Annotated in this window: 11 protein-coding genes and 1 other RNA gene; 4 read left to right on the top strand and 8 right to left on the bottom strand. The window is 59.7% G+C overall.

Going from position 1 to position 16,849, the window contains the following annotated elements; all coding sequences use genetic code 11:
• Positions 1-35: 35 nt before the first annotated feature.
• The 7 genes from tyrS to ACYQ2I_RS13105 all read right to left on the bottom strand — a co-directional run bounded on the left by tyrS (position 36) and on the right by ACYQ2I_RS13105 (position 9,498).
• Positions 36-1,337, bottom strand: a complete 1,302-nt coding sequence (gene tyrS, locus ACYQ2I_RS13135) for a tyrosine--tRNA ligase (protein ID WP_460168417.1) — start codon at positions 1,335-1,337, stop codon at positions 36-38.
• A gap of 53 nt (positions 1,338-1,390) precedes the next feature.
• The gene (gene ispD, locus ACYQ2I_RS13130; protein ID WP_460167475.1) at positions 1,391-2,131 is read right to left on the bottom strand and encodes a 2-C-methyl-D-erythritol 4-phosphate cytidylyltransferase; all 741 of its coding nucleotides are present in this window, start codon (positions 2,129-2,131) and stop codon (positions 1,391-1,393) included.
• A 115-nt stretch (positions 2,132-2,246) separates the two neighbouring features.
• Complete coding sequence (locus ACYQ2I_RS13125) at positions 2,247-3,521, bottom strand: 3-hydroxyacyl-CoA dehydrogenase (protein WP_460167474.1); 1,275 nt, start codon at positions 3,519-3,521, stop codon at positions 2,247-2,249.
• A gap of 31 nt (positions 3,522-3,552) precedes the next feature.
• Complete coding sequence (locus ACYQ2I_RS13120; RefSeq protein ID WP_460167473.1) at positions 3,553-6,003, bottom strand: HEAT repeat domain-containing protein; 2,451 nt, start codon at positions 6,001-6,003, stop codon at positions 3,553-3,555.
• Between the two features lie 115 nt (positions 6,004-6,118).
• A complete protein-coding gene (locus tag ACYQ2I_RS13115; protein WP_460167472.1) occupies positions 6,119-7,582 on the bottom strand; it encodes a hypothetical protein in 1,464 nt (487 codons plus the stop codon).
• Between the two features lie 155 nt (positions 7,583-7,737).
• On the bottom strand, positions 7,738-8,892 hold the full coding sequence (gene rsgA, locus ACYQ2I_RS13110; protein WP_460167471.1) for a ribosome small subunit-dependent GTPase A: 1,155 nt from the start codon (positions 8,890-8,892) through the stop codon (positions 7,738-7,740).
• 135 nt (positions 8,893-9,027) lie between these two features.
• Entirely contained in the window at positions 9,028-9,498 is a 471-nt protein-coding gene (locus tag ACYQ2I_RS13105; RefSeq protein WP_460167470.1) for an FHA domain-containing protein, read from the bottom strand.
• A 127-nt stretch (positions 9,499-9,625) separates the two neighbouring features.
• Between ACYQ2I_RS13105 and mnmL the strand changes: the two genes are divergently transcribed.
• Both mnmL and rnpB read left to right on the top strand, forming a co-directional pair.
• Positions 9,626-10,576, top strand: a complete 951-nt coding sequence (gene mnmL / locus ACYQ2I_RS13100) for a tRNA modification radical SAM protein MnmL/YtqA (RefSeq protein ID WP_460167469.1) — start codon at positions 9,626-9,628, stop codon at positions 10,574-10,576.
• A gap of 42 nt (positions 10,577-10,618) precedes the next feature.
• An RNA gene (gene rnpB / locus ACYQ2I_RS13095) (RNase P RNA component class A) lies at positions 10,619-11,017 on the top strand.
• Between the two features lie 94 nt (positions 11,018-11,111).
• Here the strand turns inward: rnpB and ACYQ2I_RS13090 are convergent.
• Entirely contained in the window at positions 11,112-11,594 is a 483-nt protein-coding gene (locus tag ACYQ2I_RS13090) for a hypothetical protein (RefSeq protein ID WP_460167468.1), read from the bottom strand.
• 521 nt (positions 11,595-12,115) lie between these two features.
• On the opposite strand from ACYQ2I_RS13090, the gene ACYQ2I_RS13085 reads away from it, so the two are divergent.
• Positions 12,116-14,872, top strand: coding sequence for a serine/threonine-protein kinase (locus ACYQ2I_RS13085; RefSeq protein ID WP_460167467.1), 2,757 nt, complete (start codon positions 12,116-12,118; stop codon positions 14,870-14,872).
• A 332-nt stretch (positions 14,873-15,204) separates the two neighbouring features.
• Positions 15,205-16,788 (top strand): Ppx/GppA phosphatase family protein, encoded by a 1,584-nt coding sequence (locus tag ACYQ2I_RS13080; RefSeq protein ID WP_460167466.1) that lies wholly within the window; start codon positions 15,205-15,207, stop codon positions 16,786-16,788.
• Positions 16,789-16,849 lie beyond the last annotated feature (61 nt).

Below are 16,849 nucleotides of genomic sequence, written 5' to 3'. Positions count from 1 at the left end.
ACGCATGCCCGGCGGATGGGGCGAGTTCGTGTGCCTCATTCGAATCGCAGGATGGCGTATCGTTTTTTCCCTGCGCGAAGAACCATCGTTGTTTCACCCGCCAGGTCGGCCGGAGTCAGTCGGCGATCGATCGACTCGACGCGGCGATTATTGACGTAGCCGCCGCCTTGGCCGACGATACGGCGGGCTTCACTTTTGTTCTTCGCCAGGCCGCAGCGACAGAACGCATCCAAAATCGACAGGCCTTCACCTTCCAGTTCGGTCTTCGGGACCGTCGTGCTGGGTACATCGGCAAAGATCTGACCGAGTTCCCTGTCGCTGACGTTCTCGATCTCGGCGCCGAACAGGACGGCCGTAGCGCGTTCGGCGGCTGCTAGGCCTTCCTCACCGTGAACCAAACGCGTCAACTCGGCCGCAAGGCGGCGCTGACCCAGCCGCTTTTCCGGCGATTGGGAGTGTTCCTGCACCAGAGCATCGATTTCATCGACCGGCAGGTCGGTGAAGAACTTCAAGCATCGCTCGACCGAGGCGTCTTCAAGATTGATCCAGTACTGATAGAACTGATAGGGGCTTGTCTTGTCGGCATCCAGCCACAAGGCCCCCGACTCGGTTTTGCCCATCTTGGTCCCGTCGCTTTTGGTCAGCAACGGGCAAGTCATCCCGTACAATTGAACGCCGTGCAGACGACGCGCCAGATCGATACCCGCCGTAATGTTGCCCCATTGGTCGCTGCCGCCGACCTGTAGGCGGCAATCGTACGTTTCGTACAGGTGGACGAAATCGTAGGCCTGTAGCAGCATGTAGCTGAATTCGGTGTAGCTCAGGCCGCTGTCGGTCCGTTCCAGGCGACTGCGGACGGAATCCTTGGTCATCATGACATTGACAGGGAAGTGTTTTCCTACATCGCGCAAAAACTCCAGGTATCCGAATTTGCCCATCCAGTCGTAGTTGTTGACGAGAACGGCGGCGTTGTCACCGGCGTCGAAGTCCAAGAAGCGGGTGAGCTGACGTTGAACGGCCTCGACGTTTGCACGCAGCACATCGACCGATAGCAGTTTGCGTTCTTCGCTCTTGCCGCTGGGGTCCCCGATCATGCCGGTCGCGCCGCCCAATAACGCGATGGGGCGATGTCCGGCCTGCTGGAACCGTCGGAGGATCATGATCGCCATCAAGTGTCCCACGTGGAGACTGTCGGCGGTCGGGTCGAATCCCGCGTAGACCGTCCGCGGCGCTTCCGACAACCAGCCGGGCAGGTGTTCGTCGTCGGTCGTTTGATGGATCAAGCCTCGCAGGCGAAGTTCCGAGAAAACGTCTTGCATCGTGCTGCTCATGTCGATAGCTGGAAAGCTTTCGCCGATAACGCTTTTGTTTCATCCGGGGGCCCACACCGTTACCGCCACAAGTCGTCGTCGGCGAACGGATGAGCCGGGCGGTCCAATCGCGGTTTGGGAAGGACCTTGAGGATTTGTTCCGCCAACTTCAGGTCTTCTTTTCGGGTGATCTTGATGTTCATCGGTGACCCCTGGACGACGGTGACCGGCTTACCGAGTGATTCGATCAATTGGGCGTCGTCGGTCACGGGGTCGGCCGGTCGGTTTGCGTAGGCTTCGACCAGCCAGTCACGACGAAAGACCTGTGGGGTCTGTGCCGCCCAAAGTCCTGTTCTTGGAACGGTCGCCTCGATTTGGTTCTTTTCGCCGACTTTCTTGATTGTGTCGTTGACCGGGATTCCTAGAATGGCCGCTCCTGACTTCTTGGCGGCGTCGAATACCGCGTCGATCCACAAGTCGGAAAGGCACGGTCGTGCGGCGTCGTGAATACAGACAAAGTCGATGTCTTCCCGCACTTTTGCCAGACCCTTGCCGACCGAATCGACGCGTTCTTTCCCGCCTTCCACTACGTCGATCCCTAGAATGGCGACGTCGGAGGTGAATTTCATTTCGAAGTATTCGCGGTCGTCGGCGGCGATGACGACAATCACTTGCCGCACGTCGTCTCGCTGCGTGAATCGGTGGGCCGAGTGCAGCCAGACCGCTCGTCCGCCCAAAGGAGCAAACGGCTTCTTGTATACCGCGTCGCGGAACCGTGTTCCCGCACCTGCGGCCGGCAAAATAACGGCAAACGTGCTCACGATCTGTCTCCATGCGTACAGTCCTACGGACCGTGGAAACCATTTATTGTCGGGACCTTCGGGGGAGCGTCAAGTGTTTCATTTCGTCCGAAAGCGGCGGCACGCGTGTCGGGCGTCAGTGCCAGGGACGCATCAGCGAGGCGGGAATAGGCGTGGGGACATCGAAGAGCCGTCTCGCTTCGGCTAAGAGTTTTTCGGGGCCGGTCCGGACGGCCCAGTACATCAGCCCGCCGCGAGTCTTCGGAAACCCGAGGCCGAATACCATCCCCAAGTCAATGATCTCGGGGCTTGCGGCGGTTTCTTCGTCGAGCAAGCGTGCCGCTTCCAGCCACACCGGCAAAATCAAGCGGTAGGCGAGGTCGTCTTGCGATATCGTTTTCCGGTCGTCCACCCACGTTTCGACAAGCGGGGCCAGGTCGTCGTCCGGTTCACCCGGCGAATCCCACGATGTGGTTGATGTGTAGCGATAGAAGCCCACTCCCGTCTTTCGTCCCAATCGCTTGCGTTTGATCAAGGTAATCAAGATCGGCGAGATGTGAACACGGTCGGGAAACGCTTCCCAGATGACGCGGCCGGCCGCCAGCGTCGTATCGAGACCGATCTCGTCCATGATACGAAGCGGTCCCATCGCCATGCCGAAGTCGACCGCCGCGGCGTCGATGGTTTCCGGAGATATTCCTTGCTGCAAGAGTCGAAGGGCTTCGTTCAGGTACGGCATCAACAATCGGTTGACGACAAACCCCGGCCCATCGGCAACCACGATCGGTTGCTTGCCGATGGCGACCGCGTGACGCAGCAGGCGATCGCGCACGAGCGGGCTTGTGCGCTCACCGGGGATGATTTCGACCAACGATCGGTGCCGAACCGGATGAAAGAAATGCAGCCCGAGGAATCGTTCGGGATGCTCCAATCGACTTGCCAAACGACGAATCGGAATCGTCGACGTGTTCGTGGCGATCGGTACGTCGGGACGCACGACGTGTTCCAGATCGCGGTAGAGTGCCTGTTTAGCGTCGGGATTTTCAACGATCGATTCGATGACCAAGTCGCAGACAGCCAGATCGCGCACGTTATCGGTCGTTCGTAGCTTCGAGATGGCGTGCTCGGGCGATGGGCATCCCTGCAATCGTAGTTCTTCGCATACCCGTGCAGATGACGATTCTCTCGCCTCCCGGTTGCTGTCCAGCAATATGACCTGTCGACCGCATGCGAGATGCACCGCGGCGATCGCCGTTCCCATCAAACCCGCACCTGCGATGCCGACCGTTTCGACGGTATGTTCATCTCCCGCGGTTACTCGGCTTCGGCAAAAATGTTCCAGGTGGTGTAGGTAGTCTTCACACGAGCGTTCGTAGGGGAGCATGGCCTGATCTTGTCCTGAGGCGGCCATCGTTCGGCGATGACCAAAAAAAGAATTTTGATTAACGTCGAACGGTTTCCTCGAGCGTTTTCGCAGCGGCCGATTGTCGATACCATGTTCGCCAGGCTGCCATCCGTTTGCGAGGCGTTTCGTCGGCTGTCGATATCTGCGAGGCGACATCGGGCCATGTGCTTTCCAATCCGCGCAAGGCCGTCAGTCGTACGCTTTCGTCCTCATCGTCCAACAGCATCACGAGCGTGCCGAGGAACGTGCGGTCGCCGACTTCGGCCATGCACTGCGCGACTTCACGGCGAAATACTGCGTCGGGATCGTAGGCCCAGCGTTCCAGCGCGGCAAGGCCTTGTTCGTTTCGCACACGCGCCAAAGCGGTCGCCGCTGCCAAGGCAATCGCTTTATTGGGCGATGCCAGCTTCGCGCTTATCGCAGGCAGTGTCTTGTCGTCGGGGACGCGTCCCAAGGCATCGATAGCCGCTACGGCGACAGAATCGCTTTCGTCGTTAACCAGCGGTAGAAGTTTCTGCGGATCGGCGAGATCGGGATGTTTGCGGAAATAGACGCAGCCGCGACGGCGAATGTCGGCGATGGGATGCACCAGCGCAGCTTCATTCACGGCCGCCGCTTCGGGAGTGTTCGACGTCGAGGCCGCGTCGACGAGTGTCTGCCAGACCATGGGGTCCGACTCGTGACGCAGGTGGTCGACGATGTGTTTCAGGACGAGACGTGACAGCGGTTGTTGCCGTGCAGCCTTTGCCAGTTCGCCGGCAACTTGTCGCCGTTGTCCCAAGTCGCTTGCCGCCAGCAATTCGGCCGCTTGGTATTCAGGGATGAGTCGTTTTAGAAGCGGTACCCACGATGTTGCGATGGCGTGATTTTGTTCGAAAACGAGCCGCTCGATCGCGGCAAGACTTGCCCGAGGATTATGAGTTAGTCGTAGTTCAATCGCCCGGCGTTGGTTGGAAGCAAGGTGTTCGTCGGCGAGTTCTCGCCACGCATGTTCGAGCGCGTCCGTCGGCGACGATGATGAGCCCTTGTCGTGCGTTTCTGTTTTCGCCATAGGTCCGGCAGTTTTTTTATCGGCCGTCAAGATCGGTTTCAACTCTTCGAGCGCGGCGCGGCGCAATTCGGCCGGGCCGTTCCAAGGGAACGGCGGTAACGTCGAATGCTTTACCGCTAGGTGTTTCGACGCTTCACGCCGTACGATCAGCGAATCGCTTGCCAACGCGGTAAACAACATTCGGTCGCATTCCGATGCCGGAAGACGCGTTGCGGTCGCGACGGCGGCCAGCGCCACCGAAGGTACCGGATCGCGGATCAATTGCGAAAGCAAATTCGCTGCTTCCGGGTGATGCGACAACGATTCCGCCACCGCTCGGCGGATCTCGTGTCGTTTGTCGTTCGCGAGTTCCCGTGCCATGTCGGGCGTCTGGTTGATCAAGCTTCTGGCCGCAGCGGCAGCGATCACGGGGGAACGGTCGTTCAACAGCTCCCTGAGTTCGGCAACGCATTCAGGATGCCGGATGTGTCCAAGCACGTCGACGGCCTTCAAGCGAACTTGAAGATCGTAATCGGCAAGCATGCGGAGTGCCTGCGTACGACCGATTTCGGGATCGCAGACGGCAAGAGCCTCGAGCGCTGCCGACCGCACCTTGGGATGGGCATGATCGACCAGCGTCGAAATTCCTGCCGGCAAGGTGCTGGGGCGTGCTGCACAAATGTATTCCAGGGCTGTCGTGAGGACTTCCGGAGACTCGGAGTCGAGGGCCCGAGCAATTACCGGTTCCAGGCGACGGCGGATTTCGGCGGCACCGGATGCGTTCTCGCAGCGAAGCAACACGGACGAAGCGGCACGGACAAGCGCGGCATGCAACTCGGTCGTGTAGCCCGGGGCGCCCGCAGATGCCCACCGTTCGGCCAGCGACAGTAGCGGTTCGCCGGCAACCGCGGGCGGTAACAGTCCCAAGGCTTCGGCGGCGGCGCACCGCAAGGGTAACCGCAACCCACGATTTCCGACGGCTTCCACCAGGTCGGAGATCCCTTCGGCTTTGTTTAGGTGGGCCAAAGCGATGGCTGCTTGAATGCGTGCGACGCCTTGTTCATCTCGCCGAACGGTCACGAAGTCGGGACGCTGATCGGGAGGCAATCGCAGTGTTTGCTCAAGTTCTTCATGTTGCCATTGGCGGGCAAGTATCCGGTCTTGCGACGTGTCGGCAGATATGACTTGGGGCGGTACCGCACGATGCCAGCGGTCTTCGCTCCAAGGGCCGAGAGAAATTTCCGTTGCCGCCTTTGCCGACTCGGCAGGTCGGTCGTTTGTCGAACCGGCGGGAGTAGACGGGGACGCCTCCGTTTCTGTTGCGGCGGGATGCTCCCGACCTTGAGAGGAATCATCGAATGGGAGGTGCAGCGTAGAAAAGGACGAGCAGCCGGCAGCCAAGACGATCGCCAAAACCAACGGAGCAAGCTGGGCTTTCAGGTGTCTCTCCGCGCGCACCACAGAACGCAGGCCAGAATCCCTCCGTGGCTGAATGTGATTTCGCGACTCCATTGTGCCTTCCCTGGCTGATCGGAGTGAGCGAACGACGTTTGCCGGACGATGCAGGCAATAATCACGTACCTGACGCGTTGCTGCCGTTATTCGTGGAGGCACCGGCCGCGGCAGGAGCCGCAGGCGCGCGGATGAGCGCTTCCAACTGAACCAATAGCGGCGGCAAAGCCGTCAGCAGTTCTTCGGTCGGGTCCTTTTCGGGCTTGGCACCGGGGACACCGTAACCTGGGTACCCGGGATAGCCTTCCTCTTCGCCGTAATATTCGCTTCCGTACTCCTCGCCGTAGGTACTCCCCGGATATCCAGGCGGTCCGGTCCGACTCGGCTTCTTGGGTTTTTCTTCGGCGGTCGCTTTGTCGATCTCGCGACCGATGGCCGAAATCACTTTGGCGATCTGCGCCGAGAGCATTGCTTCTTGACTACCGGCCATTTCCGTGCCGATGCCGTCCAGGCATTTCTTAGGCGGACCGATGAAGCCGGCGAGCTCCTTCGGGTTCAACTTGGTGTCCTCGGTGCGGGCGCTTTGTACCCGCTCGGAAACCAGATCGTATGCCGTCTTGCCGGCTGCACGAGCCGCCGCCGCAACGTCGACGTTCGTGTTGCCCGCGTATCGAAGGTTTCCCAACGCGTAGCACGCGGCGAGACGCACACGGGGCGATTCTGCTTCGTCGGCCGCAACGGCGATCAAGGCCGCCGCCAACGAGCCGTCGTTGCCCGGCGAACGGAACATCCCCAGCACGTTGATGGCCCGGGCGCGGAACCAAGAATGAACTTCGGGATCCCGTCCGGCGGGCGGCGTTGCCGCCGTAGCTGTGGCGATCAGGGCCGGAATCAAGCGGCCGTCTCGCAAGTTGGCGTCGCCGATGCCGAGCGCGACATGACGTTCCAGCCCGGTCAACGCCGCAGCGCGAATGACGTCGGGTTGATTCGCATCTTCGAACAGTTGCATCAGCACCGGTAACGCCGGTTGATAAGGAACCGGCGGTTGGTTGCCGACCGGCTTTTCTTTGGCATTCAACTCACCGATGGCCAGCACGGCGTTGAATCGTACGGCGGGGTCGATTTGTGCGTTGACGGCGAAGTTGCGGAGGGTGTTGAATGCGAGTTGGACGACGTCGTCGTGCGGTTGGCCTCCGTTGCGGGCACCGCCGAGTTCCGAGCCGATCAGTTCTCTTCGGAACGCCGCCAGTTTGCCGCGGTTGTCGACGTGCGTCCATCGCGGCAACGCGTACTTGTTGTAGTAATCTTGAACGAGTTGTTGTCCACCCGCGACCGACGCGTAGTTGCCGTCGCGCAGGATTCGCTTGACGTCGCTTGCCCGTGCTTTCAGCGATTCGTCGATCGGCAGTTCGATGTACATGTCGGCCAGGGCAGCCACCGCGGGCGGCTGGGTACCGGCGCCTTGTGGGGCCGGTTGCACCTGGGCGACCACCGGCGCTGTTGCGAACGCAAACAACGCACCGGCGAAAATAGCGACGCCGTAAGGAATCCGATTCGGTCGGACAGAGATTGAAAAGATCGGCATGATTTTGCGCAAACTCCGGCAGCGAAAGGCCTTGTGTGGACAAGTACTCCCCTTAAAGGCTACCTAAAGCCGTGGCGACGTGTCAAGTTGTGACCATTGTTGCAAGTTGCCCAAAATGTCAATTTTGTGTTTCTTTGCAAAGGACCGTTGGGAGCCTATTTTTCTGCGATTGGATCGCCGCGGAAGAGATGGCAGTAGGCTTCGTAGCGACGTTCATCGATCCGCCCGTCCGCGACGGCGTCTTTGACGGCGCAATCCGCTTCGTGGATGTGGGTGCAATTCGGAAAGCGACAGCGGTTGATCCACGGTCGCAGATCCCGAAAGTAATTGACGACCTCCTCCGGAATGAGATCCCACGGCTGGAATTGTCGGATGCCCGGCGTATCGCAAATGTAACCACCAAATTTAAGGGGGTGTAATCGTGCGACAGTCGTGGTATGGCGTCCTTTCTCCGTTTCTCGGCTGACCTCTCGCACGGCCAGGTGCAAATCGGGATCAATCGCGTTGATCAACGACGATTTGCCGACCCCGCTTTGGCCTGCGACGACCGAGGTTTGATTGCGAAGGAGGTCGATCAGGTGCTCGATGCCGTAACCTGTGCGGGCGCTAAGCAGCAATGTGCGATAGCCCTGCCTGCCGTAGGAACCGATCAACGGTTGGAGGTCGGCGGGATCGACCAGGTCGACTTTGTTGATGCAGATTACCGCCTCGATGTTCGACTGCGCCGCGGTAACCAACATCCGGTCGATGAGTTCCGGCTTTAGGCGTGGTTGGGCTGCTGCCGCCACAATCAGAATTTGGTCGAGATTGCTTGCCAATACGTGTCGGCGGCCTTTCGATTCCCGGGAGATCGTATTCCGCCGGGGCTCAACCGATTCGATGACTCCCTCGTTTTCGGAAGAGCCTTCGATCGGCTGAAAGAGAACACGATCGCCGGCCACTACGACGCCTCGCTCCGAGGTGCTCAACGTTTTCAGTAAACGTCGAATCACACAGCGATAGACATTTCCGTGGTCGTCTTGCACGTCGGACAGACGCCCATGTACGGCCAAGACCAATCCGCGCCGACAGGCTTCGCGATCGACATCGGGTTGCACGGCCAGCGGTGACTCCAGGTCGTCGGGGATTACTTCGCCCACGACCGTGCGCTGTCGCGACATTTCGTCCTTCCCCGAGATACGCTCGACGTGCAGCGTATCTTCCGCTTCTTCCGAGCCTTCGGCAAAGCGGCGTGTCCAATCGCGGCGGCGCGTCTTGGGGGCGCGATTCTTGCGAAAGTCGGTACGAATTTTCTTGCGTTTCTTGGGCATAAACCGACCAACGTGCGTCGACTCGATCCGCATTCGTGCATGAAACGTTCGTTAAGCCTAAGCGAACCTTCGGCGCACGCCAAGCCCGCTAGTCGCACGGCAGAACGAAACCCAAATGCGAACCTTCGGCAACGGTCACGAATCGGTTGCCCGATCGTTTAGAATGTCGTAACGCCGATATTCGTGTTCTCGTGAAGCCGAGTCGCGTTCGCGCTCTTCGGACGTGCGCGGGCGCGAGAGCCCCGCTCGCTCCAACAGCGAGCGAGAAAAAATGTCGGCGTCGATGACTTCGGGCGGCGGCGGTCCAACCGCGCCCAATTCGACCGGCGAGTACCGAATTTCGTACTTGTGTCGGGCGATGGAGAGTTCGTCGCCGGGATCAAGTCGCTTTTCTCGAACGCGCACTCCGTTTACCTTGATGCCGTTCTTGCTGTTCAGATCGCGAACATACCAGTATCCTCCGACCACGAACAGCTCGCAGTGCCGCGACGAGACATTTGCGAATCGAAGCACGATGTCGCAGCTTTCGCGACGCCCCACGATAAGATTTTTCTTGAAGAGAGGGATTGGGTCACCGCCCCCAAGAGGGATCAATTCGCCGTACATGGGTGCCTACTTCCTGCTCCTTGAGATGAGTTGATCGAGCGAAGTGCCGCCCCTAAACTGACCCTGCTGCTTTTAGTCTAAATGCGTCAAGGAAAAACGTCAATCATATAGCATATCGGTCGAAGGTATGGCGGGTGCGAAACCGTTCTTGAGATCCAAAGGGCTGCGATATTACCCACTCTCTTTGTTTTATCGCCAGCAATTTGGGGGGACAACGTGGAAGGTGTGTCTCGACGCCGGTTTCTCATGCCCGAACGCCGACGGCACACTCGGGCGGGGGGGGTGCATCTTTTGTAACATTGAAAGTTTCGCGCCGGTTCGGCGAATGGCGTTGCCGAGCTTGAAGGAGCAATGGGAAAGGCAGATTTCTCGCCTCAAACGCCGCAAGATCGAACGTTTCGTCGCCTACCTCCAGACCGGTACGAACACCTACGCACCGATCGACGTGTTGAAGCGGGTTTTCGACGAAGTTGCGCAATTGCCCGGCATCAAGGGGGTGGCGATCGGAACACGCCCCGATTGCATAGCAGCCCCGGTTCTCGACGTGATTGCCTCGTTGAAGGAGCGGTTGTGGGTGTCGGTCGAGCTGGGGTTACAGTCGGCCCACGACTCGACATTGCAGCGGATCAATCGCCGTCACACGGCAGCCGATTTCTTCGAGGCAGTCCGCCGTTGTCGGGCGCGGGGAATTCACGTCGGCGTCCACGTAATCTTGGGGCTTCCCGGCGAAACGCGGGCGGATATGAACGAGACCGCCGAGCGGCTGGCGTTGTGCGACTACCAGTCTCTCAAATTGCACAATCTGTATGCAGCACGCGATACGCCGCTGGGCAAGGCTGTCGAGCGCGGTCAGATTCGACTGCTCGACCGCGAAGAATACGTGCAGGCCGTCGTCGATTTTTTGGAACGTACTCCGGAACATGTCGTCGTCGAACGGTTGACCGCGGAGACGGCGCCGGAATATCTCGTGGCGCCCGAATGGTGTCTCGACAAGGCCGGGCTGCGGCAGGCGATCATGAACGAGTTCGAACGCCGCGACAGTTACCAGGGCTGTCTGGTCGAGAGGCGGCCCGGTTGAGTGACGAGATGAGCGGAAGCCGCGTATAATAATACCGAGCCGAGAGAAGGTCAGGCGGTCGCTCGGCGATGGGCCGAATTTCGACCGGTCGCCGAGAGGAAAGTCCGGGCTCCACGGGATCACAGTGGTGGGTAACACCCACCGGCCGCGAGGCCAGGGAAAGTGCCACAGAAAACAGACCGCCTCACGGGTAACCGTGCGGTAAGGGTGAAACGGTGAGGTAAGAGCTCACCAGCAGGTCGGGTGACCGGCCTGGCTAGGCAAACCCCACTGGGAGCAAGGTCAAGCAGGAAGGAGGGATCCCTTTCGGATCCGCGGCTTGATCCCGGCCGTTTTCCTTCCGGGTGGACCGCTAGAGCCGACGGGCAACCGTTCGGCCCAGAGAAATGGCCGCCACACCCATAGGGGTGACAGAACCCGGCTTATCGACCTTCTCGAGGCTTTTCTGTTGCGCTTAGCCAGGGAGCAAATCCCGTTCGAGTCGCCCCGTCGACATGGTCGAAAAGCAGAATCGCTGCCCCGGCTGCGCGATTGGTCACGATTGTTCTTCGTGCTGTCGGCGTTCGCGACGGCCGGATGACCGGCGACCACCGAATTGCCTCGCTTGCGGCACGTACTCTTGATCGATGATCTGCAAGAGCTTGGAGATGCATAGCCTGTTGATGCTCGTGCGAAGTTCCCATGCTTCCTGAGCGAGGGCCTCTTGGATGCTCTTGGGGACCCGGACGGTAATCATCGTCAAGGGCTCATCCTTTTTGGGCTGATTGCCTTGCTGCGAGCGGAGCATCGTCAACAGATACTGCACGCGGTGGTAGGTCGGCGTGTTTTCGAAGGTCTTCCAATCCTCCGGTCGAGGAAACAACGATCGCACGAGGCCGTCCACCCCCAAGATTCGGTTAAAAAACGTGACCCAATCGGCGCCTTCGACGACGAGCTGGTCAGCGGCTTCTTCGATCTTGCGGCAACGCTGCTCGATGTCGGGGGTGAGGGCTTGAGGCGTGGCCTTTCCGGTCGTCATTTCGTGATCCTCCGTGGCGTGTTTCCGATTTCCGTGTCTCGCCCACAATCCTCGGCAAAGGGCAACCGACGACCGACACCGCCAACAGCAGAATCACTCCGTGTTTTCCGGCACACAAACTGTGGTTGTTGCGATATTGCAACGCGCAACTGTGGCGAATTGTCGGGGTGCTAGCGGTGCTTGCTGTGGCGCGGGTGAAAGCAGATTTTCGCGGATCGCAACCCTTTGCCCGAAAAGGAGTTGTGAGGAATGTCTCATTTCGAAAGTGTCTTCTTTAGGGAAGCTGCGGGGTTTTTGGGGGACGTGCCGGGTGGTTGCGTTGCGGCGAATATTGCATGGTCCTAATGGGTGGTAGGAATGCGGCCGGCGGTGCGTCTTGTGGGGCGGGAGGGGTTTTGTTTGACGGTCGTCGAGGGGAGCAATTAGAATGGAAAAAATAAATCGGCGTCGTATCTTCTCTTCTCTTGGTAAAATACGGCTGTGTGCCCGCTTTGGCGGGGGCTACGAGCCGAACGCCTGCCGTGGCGGCGCAATTTGGCCACCATCTCGGCAGATCGCAGCGCGAGTTGATGCAAGACGATTCCCCGCACAGCCCGAGATCTTCTTCTTCGGAGCAGATATCGATCACCTACTCCGAAAAGGGAGACGAAGCGCCCGGAAAGCAGCCGATCGGCGAATCGGTACCGACGTCCGATGATCAGCCGACGGTCATTTCGTCGCCCGGGAAACTGGCTCCCAGCGATACGAATTCGGACTTGGGGGTGCAGATCATTGCCCCGCGACTGGAGCCGGGAAGTCGCGTCGGCGAGTTCGAACTGTTGGCGTTCGTGGGCGGCGGCGGAATGGGCCGTGTGTTTCGGGCGCTGGATACTCGTCTCAACCGAGTGGTCGCTCTCAAGGTGTTGACGGCGGCACAGGCCTCGGATCCTCAGACGTACGCACGATTCGAGAACGAGGCGCGATCGGCAGCGAGGCTGAATCACCCGGGAATCTGCCAGGTGTACAGTTCCGGCATTGCCGACGGTACACCGTATATCGCGTTCGAGTTCATCGAGGGAACCAACGTTCGCAAGTTGGTCGAAGAACGCGGGCCGCTGCCGGTCGCCGATGCCGTACACTATACGATTCAGATCGCCGAGGCCCTCGAGCACGCCTCGAAACGATTTGTCGTGCACCGGGATATTAAGCCTTCGAACATTCTTATTACCCCTGAAGGTAAAGCGAAGCTGATCGATCTCGGCCTGGCGAAGATCCACACGCCCGACGCTCCGGGACAGGACCTGACGTCCAGCGGCGTCACGTTGGGAACCTTTGACTATATCGCTCCCGAGCAAGCGCGCGATCCGCGTGTTGCCGACGCACGCAGCGACATCTATTCCTTGGGATGCACGCTGTACCATATGCTTACGGGGCGACCGCCGTTTCCCGGCGGGACGGTGCTCCAGAAGCTGCTTCAGCACCAAGGTGACGATCCGCCGCCGATCACCGAGTTTCGGTCCGATGTGCCCGAGCCGATCTTGCGCGTACTGCGAAAGATGATGGCGAAGGCGCCGCGGAATCGGTATCAAACGCCCGGCGAGGTGGCCAAGGCTTTACTGCGGGCGGCATACGAATCCGGCGTCTTTCGACCGAGTGGGGGCGTTGGTGGAACGCCCGGCTCCGCGCGAAAAAACGCGAGCCGACACTTGCCGTGGGTTCTCCCGGCGGTCGCGACATTGGCGCTCATCATTCTGCTCGACTGGATGTGGACACCAGGAAGCGGTTCCATCGAGTTGCCGTCGCCACACGGTTTACAGATGCCGAATCCGGTGCGGCCTCTCGACACGCCGCCGGATCCCGTCGGCGGCACTGGCCCCTCGACGACGCCGTCGGGCGGGGGTGAGACGGCGATCGCCGAGGGAGGGACGACCGAGGAGGGGACAGCCGAAAGTGAACGTCTTGGTCAGGGGGAACCCGGCGGCGAGACAACGGCGACGGTTGCTCAGGGGACTGACGGAACGTTTCCCCGCGAAGAACCGTTTGGTCGGCGTGGGTTTCCCGGTGTGGGAACAGCGGCGATTTCGTCCGAGTCCGCCGTTCCGGTGGAGGCTTCCGGGCAGACCATCGTTGTACGCGCAGACGACGGTGAGGGGGACGGCGGCGTCGAATTCGAGCAGGCTTGCCGTTCGGCTGCCGACGGCGACACGGTCGCGCTCGACTTCGACGGGCCGATGGAGATTGCGCCGATCGATCTGCGGGCTAGGCGGTTGACGATTCGGGCCGCACCGGGGCGACGCCCCGTTCTCAAGTTTTCGTCCGAACGAATGTCGCCGTTGGCCGCGGGCCGGGATTGGATTCGGGCGGCCGGTGCCGAATTGACCTGGCAAGGGGTGCATATTGAAGCGGAGCTTCCGCGGGATGTGGTTTCGGGATATCGTGCGCTGTTTCAAGCCGATTTGGGAACCCGATTGGTGTTTCGGGACGCAGCGCTGACAATTCGGGCAACCGAAGAGTCGCTGGTCGCGGAACACGCCCCGGTAGTCTTCTTTCGGGTGGTGGACGATGCGCAATCGCGAGTTTTGCTAGGGGAAAGCTCGGAATCGCCGCGTATCGTCTTCGATTTGCGCGACAGCGTCGTGCGGGGCGAAGGAGCGCTGCTGCGCGTCGACGCCGCTGCAACGATCGATGTGGCCGTGCAAAATTGTTTTCTGGCCTTGCGGCAGCCTGCACTGAGTGTGTCGGGCCAGACGCAATCCCCGCCTTTGGATGCGGGCGTGAGAGTGCAACTGCTTCGAACCACGGCGTACTTGGGGGGGGGATTGTGTCAGATGGACCACGACGATCAGCGTATCTTTTCGTTGCCCGTTTCCGTGCAAAGCGCGGCAAGTATTTACATCGGATCGCCGGGCGTCTCATTCGTCGAGCAATTGGGAGTGACGACGATCGACGGGGCTGTCGCTTCGTTCATTTGGAAAGGTGAACGAAACTATTACGAACGTTTCACCGATTTCTGGACGATTCGATCGCTCGATCCGGCAACTCCGCCGTTGCGGTTGGGCTTTGACCGATGGAAGAGCTTTTGGGGATGGGAAGACGAAAAGCTGGCCGTCCAGAACGGTGTTCCTTGGGCGGAGGAATTGCTCCCTCACGACGCTCCGATTACCGCGCACGAACCGGCTCGTTATCGCTTGATCGATCCGCAGTTGGATGATTCGGCGTTGGGGGTGACGGGCGAGATCGGCTGTGACCTCTCGGACAGTACCATTTTGGAAGATGGCAAGATCGGGGGCGCCGAGTGATACGGCAACTTCGAAGACGGGCCAGTTTGCCTGAACGTCGCTCGTTGTCTAGTTGCCGTAAATTCTGATTGCCTTTGTGGCGCGGTCGTCAACGGCGCGAGACGCGACGCTGCGGGATGCCATGGAAGCAGCGCTTAGTGGCTTCTGTTGCGGCCACGCTGTTGGCCCTTCAAACTCTTTCGGTACAATAAGGGAGCCTTTCCCGGAGAACAAGTTTGGGCCGGGAATCGGTTGAAGGTGACACATGCCGCCGTGCGGGCCGATTCTTTTAGGGAACGGCGCGTGCGGTCGAAGGTATTCTCCGAACTGGCAGACAAGGTAAAAACGCGTTCATGAACGAAACATCCCCCAGAAGGCGGTCGGCCCAGGAGCCCGACGGCAATTTGCCTGTCGTGGCCGCGATCGACATCGGGTCGAATGCGATTCGCATGATGATCGCTCAGGTCGTTGCCCAGGGACAACTGGATGTGCTGGAGCGCGTGCATCGTCCGGTACGGATGGGTCGAGACACCTTCCGAACCGGACGTATCGGTGCACGAAGCATGCGAGCGGCGGTCGACATTCTGCGGGATTATCAGCAAATGATGAACGTCTACGGTGTGCAGCGTGTGCGTGCCGTGGCGACCAGCGCGTTACGTGAAGCGTCGAATGCCGACAACGTTCTTGACCGGATCTTCCTGGCATGCCGGTTCAACGTCGAGGTCATCAGCATCGCCGAGGAGAGTCGATTGACCGTCGATGCGGTGCTGCATTCGATCGGCGATATCGAGGGGATCGCAACGGGAAAAACGCTGATCGTGGACGTCGGAGGCGGCAGCACGCTGCTGACCGTCTTGGAAGATGGGCAGATCGCCAATTCGTTCGGATTGCGTTTGGGATCGGTCCGATTGAACGAAATCTTGGCCGGTGAGCGGGCCTCGCCGGAGAATGCCGAAGGGATCTTGCGCTATCAGATTCGCAGTGCCGTCGAGTCGGCCAAGCGGGCATTGCCGATCGAAGAGTGTGATTCGTTCGTTGCGGTGGGCGGCGACGTTCGGTTTGCCGCGCGTCATGTCGGTAAGACGAAATCGGCGAGAGCCCCCGTCGTCGCACACGCCGACTTTCGCAAGTTGCTGCAAAAACTTGCCGGGATGTCTCCGGAGAAGATTTCCAGCCGCTTCGGATTGCCCATGGAAGAGGCCGAAACGCTCTTTCCGGCACTGTTGGCGTACGACATCATGCTGACCGAGGTTGCCGCCGACGAGATGATCGTTTCCGACGTATCGATGCGCGACGGCTTGTTGTTGGAACTGGCCCGCGAGGTTACCGGCGAGGACGATGAGTCGTTTCGGGAGGGCGTTTGTCACGCTGCTAGGGCGTTGGCCGAACGTTATCGGGCCGACATGAACCATGCTGAAATGGTGGCCCAGTTGGCGGTCAAGCTGTTCGACGAGATGGAACCGGATCACGCTCTCGGATCGCGTTATCGGCTTTTGTTGTGGGTTGCGGCGATTTTGCACGAAATCGGCGGCTTCGTGAGCCTGATGGCCCATCACAAGCATAGCTATTACTTGATTTCGAATTCCGAGATCTTCGGGTTGACAAGGCAAGAGATGGAGCTGATTGCCCACGTGGCGCGTTACCATCGCCGAAGCCCTCCGAAAAATTCGCATACCGAATACGTGAGTTTGCCGCGGGAAAATCGAGTGATCGTCAACAAGTTGGCCGCGATTTTGCGGGTGGCCGACGCCTTGGCTCGCGGGACGATCAAGCGGTCGGAAAACGTCCGATTCGTGCGTCAGGAAGACGAATTGTTCATCGAGGTCGACGATGATACCGACCTTGTCCTCGAACGACGAGCGATGGCACTCAAAGGCGACATGTTCGAAGACGTTTACGGTATGAAAGTGCGATTGGAGGGCGGCGTTTCTCTGTAAGGAAAACGCATACGCTTCGGAGTCGCTTCCAGCAACGATCAAGTCTGAGTCCACACAAGCA

Source organism: Thermostilla marina (assembly GCF_054657455.1).
Note: the sequence above shows the minus strand (reverse complement) of the source record. Positions and strands in the feature narration are given on the sequence as shown.